Origin of the sequence: Mesorhizobium marinum (genome assembly GCF_040813675.1) — a bacterium.
In the GTDB taxonomy this organism is placed as follows: domain Bacteria; phylum Pseudomonadota; class Alphaproteobacteria; order Rhizobiales; family Rhizobiaceae; genus Mesorhizobium_K; species Mesorhizobium_K marinum.
Map to the genome: position 1 here is coordinate 1 of NZ_JBFOCI010000013.1, position 6,863 is coordinate 6,863.

Here is a 6,863-nt window from a genome sequence, read left to right on the forward strand (position 1 = left end):
TTTCTCGTCGGCTTCGTCGAGCATGTCGGCGATCGTCGCGGGCGCCTCGAACACGGAATAGAGGTCGAGGCCGGGCGCGTATTGCGTCACCGTCTTGCCGTCATAGACATAGGTCCGCGCCTGCCGGTCGGCGATCCGCATCGACCAAGGCTCCGAGTTCATCTCCCGCAACCTCGACCTGTGGGCCTACGCCAACGGCGTTGCGCTCGACTTCTCACGGCCGTTAGTGCCCACCGAAAACTCCTACATCGAAGCCTTCAACGGACGCTTCCGCGCGGAATGGCTTGAACGCTCACTGGTTCCTGACGCTTGCGGATGCAGCCGAAAAGATGGAGGGTTGGCGCAGATACTACGATGAGGAGCGCCCGCATGGCGCGATCGGTCACAAGCCCCCGATCTCGTTGGTCAATCCCGACGGCGTCACGCATCCTCTAGACATAGACCTCTGACAGACTATTCGAAATAGCGGAAAATTATACAATACACCGAATCGTATGGACAATGCTTTGTAACATCTAACTGACTTTTCATAATGAACCAACGGTTAAACTCCATGTTAGAACGACTAATAGGTAATATCTCACCAAACAACTTGCTATATTTGAACCTCATCCATTTAAAGTTTAGACTTTTGAATAAGGGGCAATATGAAAAATCGCAAAAATTGAAACGAAAAATGATTTCAGGAAATTTTTCTTATTCACTATCTCCGTTTATTGAGACCGAAACTATTTTCGTTCATATTCCTAAATGCGCCGGGGTTTCGATTAGTCAACATTTGTACTCTTGTTTGGCTGGCGGACATTATAGTTTGGATACCTATACAAAAATATTCAGGCCATGTGAGTATTCTCGCTATTTCAAATATACTTTTGTTAGAAATCCATGGGACCGATTGGTTTCTGCTTTTCATTACCTCAAAGAGGGTGGTATGGATGAAAAAGATAGAAAATGGGCAGCTGACAATTTAGGAAACATTGTCGATTTTGAGGATTTCGTCGTAAATTGGCTAACTGTTGAGCGAGCTTGGTCTAAACGTCATTTAGTGCCACAGCATCACTATGTGATAACTAGGTTTCCAACCTTAAAACTAGATTACATTGGATTTATTGAAAATATAGATAATGATTTTTCGTTTGTAGCGAACAAACTTGGGAGAGAAAATAGTTTGGCAAAGAAAAATCAAAGTCGACGTCAAGATTATCGTAGCTATTATAGTCGCAAAATGAGAGATAAGGTTGCTGACATTTATTCACGTGATATCGAATTGTTCGAGTATGATTTCGATAATCAGGAATTGGAGAATCAGATCTACAAGCGAGAGCGCAGGAATTTGAATTATTTTAAATGACATCAACGCATGCGCATCCTTCATCCACGGTCATCCGCCAAAGCCGAGCCGGCAATATTCCGGGGTCCGCCCAGGGAGTAAATACAACGACGGCTCCATATTGGTCTGCCCCTAAAGAAGTGGTGCTCCCTGAAGTAGGCTGTTGGTCCTGCCGGCAAATGTGGTCCACGAGCTAGAGCGCGTCCGGGGATCAATGAATCGATTGTGAAGTGACGCGCCGGCTCGATGCTGATTCAAGATTCGCCTCGATGGAGGTGAAGGATGGTGAGAGCGCTTGGCGATGATTTGCGGTGGCGTGTTTTGAAGGCGTCGGCCGAAGGGGCATCAGCCCGCTCGGCGGCGGCACGTTTCGGTGTCGGGGTATCGAGTGAGATCCGCTGGATCGCACGTGCGAAGATCGGCGAGTTGTCGCCACGCCCGCAGGGACGAAAGGGCGGTTCGCGGCCTCGACCAGGATGCGGAGTTCGTCTTCGGCATGATCGACGAGCGCAAGGACATTACGCTGAACGAGATGGTGGAGCGGCTATTCGCCGGGCGGGTCGGTGCAGATCAGCCGCAGTGCCTTCAGCCCTGGCTTGGCCGGCACGGCTGGACGCTCAAAAAGACGGTCCGCACACGCACTGGAGCAGGACCGCCCTGACATCCTGAAGCGCCGCCGGGACTGGTTCGACGGCCAGCTCGATCTTGATCCGGCGAAGCTGGTCTTCATCGATGAGACCGGCTTGTCGACCAAGATGGCAGGGTTGCGTGGACGAGCGCCGCGAGGCGAACGCTGTCGGGCCGGCGTGCCGCATGGCCATTGGAAAACCATGACCTTCACCGGCGCGCTGAGTCTGACACGCGTGACCGCGCCCTCGCCCTTGACAGCGCCATGAACGGCCATGTGTTCCTCGCGCAGGTGCTGGCTCATACCCTTGCGCCAAGTGACATCGTCGTGGTGGACTTGCCAGCCCACAAGGCCGCCGGCATCCGAGGCGCGATCGAAGCGGCCGGCGCGGGGCTTCTATACCTGCCGCCCTACAGTCCCGACTTCAACCCCATCGATAACGCCTTCGCCAAGCTCAAGGCGCTGCTGTGCGCAAAGGCCGAGCGAACAATTGCCGCTCTTTGGGACACTGTCGGCTCCCTTATCGATCTCTTCACTCAGTCCGAAAGCGAAAACTACTTCAAAGCCGCAGGATATGACCCGGATTAAACAGGACGCGCTCTAGGCAACTTTCCGGACAAGGTTTGCTTGTTCGACGAATGCCTTCGGGGACAAGTTGCCGAGGGCACTGTGGGGTCGGTTTTCGTTGTAGTGGCACCTCCATTGCTCTTTGCGATCGCGGGCATCGCTCATTGACATGAACCAGGACGGATTCAAACATTCCGCACGGAGCCGTGCGTTGAAGGCTTCGATGAAGTCGTTGTCCGCGGGTTTTCCGGGTCTTGAGAAGTCGATCGCCACACCATTGAGATAGGCCATTGGTCGAGCATCCGGCCGGCGAACTCAGGACCGTTTTCGCAGCGGATACTCCTTGGCTTACCCCGTTTCTGGCTCAGGCGATCGAGTTCCTCGACGATCTGATAGGCACGAAAGTTCGTTCTCACGACAATCGCCAGCGACTCTCGGCCGTGGCAGTCGACCAAGGTCAGGACTCGGCACTGTCGGCCGTCGAACAGAGCATCGGATACAACATCCATCGCCCAGCAGTCATTGATGTCAACGATCTCCGGGCGCCCCGACCGATTACGCCAGGCGCTTCTGCGTTTCGGCGTCTTGGCACGTATGGATAGCCCTTCCTCGCAGTAGAGCCGGTAGATCCGCTTGTGGTTAACGGGCCAGCCCTCCCGCCTCAGCAACACATGGAGCCTGCGACAGCCGCAGCGCACACGCGCCCAAGCAAGCTCCTTGAGCCGCATCCGGAGTTCGGTCTGTGGATCCCGCTTCGGCCTGTAGCGTTGCAAAGAACGCTTGAAACCCGTTGCCCTCAACGCACATCGTTCACTCACTGCATAGACCTTCTGCAGATCATCCACGACCGCCCGGCGGCGGGAGGGCTTCACCATTTTCGGCGGATCACCTCCTGCAGCACGGTCTTGTCCAGGGTGACGTCTGCGACCAGTTGCTTCAGCTTTCGGTTTTCGTCCTCGAGTTGCTTGAGCCGCCGGATCTCCGGCAAACCCATCCCCGCCAACTGCCTCTTCCAACGGCAAAAAGGTTGGCTCTGAGATTCCGAGCTTACGGCAAATGTCTGGCACCAGGGTCCCGCTTCCAGCCTGCCGCAGGGCAAAACTGATCTGCTCCTCGCCAAATCGCTTCCTCGGCATGACACATCTCCTTCAATCGGAAAATGTGCCCGAAGAATTGCGCCCCGTCTGGACCGGTTCCGGGGTCAGGACCAAAACGCCGGTTGCCAAACCTGCGCCCTACGGCATAACAGAAACGGTCGAGGCTCTAATCGCCGCCGGATGCAAGTTCAGTGGCAGGTCAAGATATACCAATTCAGGGGCATCGGATTGTTCAAGGCTACATTGCAAAACGGCTCAAAATCGGCCGCCGCTCCCCAAAGCCCTACCGAGTTCTCAATCGTTGTCGCAGTGTTGACGTACAAGCGCAACGACCTGCTTCAGAACCTTTTAGCTTCCTATGCAGAAATGGAGATCCCTAGCGGCATCCGTTCGGTTCTGATCGTCGTCGACAATGATTCGGCTGCGTCTGCGCAGCCGATCGTGGAGGCCCAACGATCGTCCCTGGGTGAGGTTCAATACGTGGTCGAGAGCCGTCGAGGCATCCCAGTTGCACGCAACCGCGCGCTCGACGAAGCATTGGCACTAGGAGCCGATGCGGTGTGCTTCATAGATGACGATGAATACCCTGCCAGAAATTGGCTCAAAGAACTTATCTCTTGCTGGAAAAGCACAGGCGCCCATCTGATCGGCGGCCCGGTCAATGTGGCAAGTCCGCCAGATAATGCGAATGCCTGGCATCGCGCCATCAATGCCAGCCTTGCCGCCCGGATGCGGCGAAAGAATCGTACTACTGCGCACAGAGCGTCAACAGGCGGTCGCTACACAGTCGTCACAAACAACTGGCTATGCGATGTCCGCTGGCTGCGGCGCACTGGAATACGCTTCGACGAAACAATGCAGATATCGGGTGGCTCCGATACTGCATTTTTTCGCTCTGCACGCGCTGCCGGCGCTACGCCGGCTTGGTGTCCCAATGCGGTTGTCTGGGAAAAATTGTCTCTGGACCGGTTATCTCTATCTTACCAGTTCATTCGCGGTGCAGCTCAATCGAATACTCATTTTATTTTGAAGAACCCAAAACTATTTGTTCCATCTTTGCCTTTAAACATTCTATACTTCGCACTTCGTTTCCTCCTAGGGCTTGTTTTGCTGGTAATTCCTGTTTACGGCCTTGCTTCACCGGTTATGGCCGTTCGGTCCATGGGTTGGTCCGTCGGTCGCATACAGGCACTTTTGGGTTTTCGCTCCAGCCTCTACAAGTGAGAACGACTTGACGCCTGTCGGATCGCAGGCAATCTACCTGTAGGCGCAGCTTTTACCTACCGGAAGAAGAGTGGCCCGCGTTGACACGACTGAGCCTACGCCAAGCCATTGACGGTCGCGATGCGTCATAGGAATATCGATAACCAAAGTGAAATCGCATCGCAAAAGCCAAATCCTTCGATCGTGATCCGCTCATCGTCTCGTGTAACGCTTCGACAATAACGATGCTCTGATCAGATACCTATAAAATTTCAATGTAAACATCTGATAAGGAGCAATTGACTTCAATATTGACAGAGCCAATTTAGTTTGGCCATTTTTTATAAGTTCTTTGGACAATAATAATTGCTCCGACGACAATTGCCTTTTACTTACGAGTTTACTTAACGTATCAACTCTAAATTGCCTCACCTTTAGCGGATTTTGATGAGACACTCGTAATTTAGTCAGGCCGCCCTCTAAATATTCTTTTATCGTAATATTCTCTTCGAAAGCAAATAACTCGTGCTCGAAAGATAGTTTCGAGAAGAAGGACCACTCGTGCGCATTTCTGAATTTGTCAGTAAAGCGGACTCCCTTGCAAATACCTGCATCAATAAAATGAGTCAGGTCTCCTTTGATATCGTTGCTAAATACTCGATTCTGTAGATAAGACAGTCTTCCGTACTTTTTCATTTGACATGCTTTTTTACCGTCAGGAAAGCAACTATCCGCGGTATACCAGCGATATCCTGGATTTGAAATAATAAGATTGTTCATCTTTTGGAGCGCATCCGGAACGATATAATCATCGTCATCAACAATACAAATAAATCCGTCTAAGCCCTGCTCCTCGATGAAGTCCAATGCCCTATTACGCGCCGCATTACATCCCTTGTTAAATTCAAATTGAATTAAGTGAATTCTCCTATCGTTATCAATAAAATTAAATACTTCTGTCATATCCTCACTAGAAGAATCATCAACGATAATCTGGAGCCAATTTTCGTAGCTTTGATTTAACATATATTGTATGTTGCGAACTAATAGATTTGGTCTATTGTGGCTTGCTGTTATTATTATGTAACATGGTTTCATGTGAGAACATCTATCCCGCTGACCTGCCGCCGAAATTTCATCCGTCGGCCGATGTTGAGCCTCGACCGTTTCTGTTACGCCGTAGGGCGCGGGTTTGGCAACCGGCGCAGACGCGAAGCCCTTGTCGTGCGAAGCATCTGAGCCGGTTGCGGCGAGGGTTCTGGCGAAGGCCGCCGGGGTTCGGTAGCTGAGCAGGAATGCGGCATCGCGGTGTTGAAGTCCTGCCTCCATTCGGCGATGGCGTTGCGCGCATGGTCGAGGCCGAAGAACAGGCTCTCTTTCGAGCCGGCAAGAAAGCGGCAATACCAGCGTGCGACGTGCCGACAGTTGCGACTGCTCGACCAGGCGGATGATCTCCAGCTTCTCGGATGCGGGATACCCCATTTGTCGCCGTCCACCCATCTGCTACCCGACAGCTGAATGCTCTGCATTCAACTATAGGGCGCGATCATACTTTTTCTGAGAATCTTCAATTCCAGCGCCTGCTCGGCAACAACCTCCTTGAGCTCTTACGCCTCCTTGCGCAGTCCCTTCACCTCGTCGCTGGAAGCGGCACGTGCCGTATACCCGGCAAGCCGCTTCTTGCCGGCCTCCAAAAAAACTCCTTCGACCAGTTGTAGTACAGGCTTTCGGCGATCCCCTAGCGCCGGCACAGCGCGGCGATCGACTCAGGTCGATCCGGTCCCGCCGCCATACTTGCTAAGATACCGCCTTTTCATGCCACAGCAGCGGGTGAAGACCTTGCCGGAGCCACATGGGCAGTCACTCTTGCGCTTCTGCACACTGGCGACCTTGGGCAGGATGAGGCCGGTGGGCACCAACCAGGTCAGCAGCGCGGCGGCCTTCGAGGCGAGGCCGGGCACGACCATCCGCTTGCCGCGCCGGAAGCCGCGCCATGCGCTGGCGGCGACCTCGTCGGCGGTGAGGTCCGGAAGATAGC

General features: G+C 53.2%; 5 protein-coding genes and 5 pseudogenes. 4 read left to right on the forward strand and 6 right to left on the reverse strand.

Going from position 1 to position 6,863, the window contains the following annotated elements; all coding sequences use genetic code 11:
• A partial coding sequence (locus tag ABUE31_RS22485) for a DUF2092 domain-containing protein (protein ID WP_367726009.1) occupies positions 1-162 on the reverse strand: 162 nt, incomplete at its 3' end.
• On the opposite strand from ABUE31_RS22485, the pseudogene ABUE31_RS22490 reads away from it, so the two are divergent.
• The 3 genes and pseudogenes from ABUE31_RS22490 to ABUE31_RS22500 form a co-directional block, all read left to right on the forward strand.
• Positions 134-449, forward strand: a pseudogene (locus ABUE31_RS22490) (integrase core domain-containing protein); the annotation flags it as partial. The gene ABUE31_RS22485 and the pseudogene ABUE31_RS22490 sit on opposite strands and share 29 nt — an antisense overlap.
• Positions 450-553: 104 nt before the next feature.
• A complete protein-coding gene (locus ABUE31_RS22495) occupies positions 554-1,351 on the forward strand; it encodes a sulfotransferase family 2 domain-containing protein (RefSeq protein ID WP_367726006.1) in 798 nt (265 codons plus the stop codon).
• 261 nt (positions 1,352-1,612) lie between these two features.
• Positions 1,613-2,546 (forward strand): annotated as a pseudogene (locus ABUE31_RS22500) (IS630 family transposase).
• 12 nt (positions 2,547-2,558) lie between these two features.
• On the opposite strand, the pseudogene ABUE31_RS22505 reads toward ABUE31_RS22500, so the two are convergent.
• A pseudogene (locus ABUE31_RS22505) lies at positions 2,559-3,661 on the reverse strand (IS3 family transposase).
• A gap of 189 nt (positions 3,662-3,850) precedes the next feature.
• On the opposite strand from ABUE31_RS22505, the gene ABUE31_RS22510 reads away from it, so the two are divergent.
• Positions 3,851-4,846 carry a glycosyltransferase family 2 protein gene (locus ABUE31_RS22510; RefSeq protein ID WP_367726007.1) on the forward strand — a complete coding sequence of 332 codons (996 nt, stop codon included), beginning with the start codon at positions 3,851-3,853 and terminating at the stop codon, positions 4,844-4,846.
• Positions 4,847-5,038: 192 nt separating this feature from the next.
• Here the strand turns inward: ABUE31_RS22510 and ABUE31_RS22515 are convergent, their stop codons facing one another.
• From ABUE31_RS22515 to ABUE31_RS22530, 4 genes and pseudogenes are all read right to left on the reverse strand, one after another.
• Positions 5,039-5,923 carry a glycosyltransferase family A protein gene (locus tag ABUE31_RS22515; protein ID WP_367726010.1) on the reverse strand — a complete coding sequence of 295 codons (885 nt, stop codon included), beginning with the start codon at positions 5,921-5,923 and terminating at the stop codon, positions 5,039-5,041.
• Positions 5,924-5,980: 57 nt separating this feature from the next.
• Positions 5,981-6,201, reverse strand: a pseudogene (locus ABUE31_RS22520) (integrase core domain-containing protein); the annotation flags it as partial.
• A gap of 28 nt (positions 6,202-6,229) precedes the next feature.
• A pseudogene (locus tag ABUE31_RS22525) lies at positions 6,230-6,593 on the reverse strand (transposase); the annotation flags it as partial.
• A partial coding sequence (locus tag ABUE31_RS22530) for an SEC-C metal-binding domain-containing protein (protein ID WP_367726008.1) occupies positions 6,592-6,863 on the reverse strand: 272 nt, incomplete at its 5' end. The gene ABUE31_RS22530 and the pseudogene ABUE31_RS22525, both read right to left, overlap by 2 nt.

Bases quoted from the DNA above. Each gene is read 5' to 3' on its own strand.
- ABUE31_RS22495 (WP_367726006.1), top strand. From the start codon at position 554: ATGTTAGAACGACTAATAGGTAATATCTCACCAAACAACTTGCTATAT.
- ABUE31_RS22515 (WP_367726010.1), bottom strand. From the start codon at position 5,923: ATGAAACCATGTTACATAATAATAACAGCAAGCCACAATAGACCAAAT.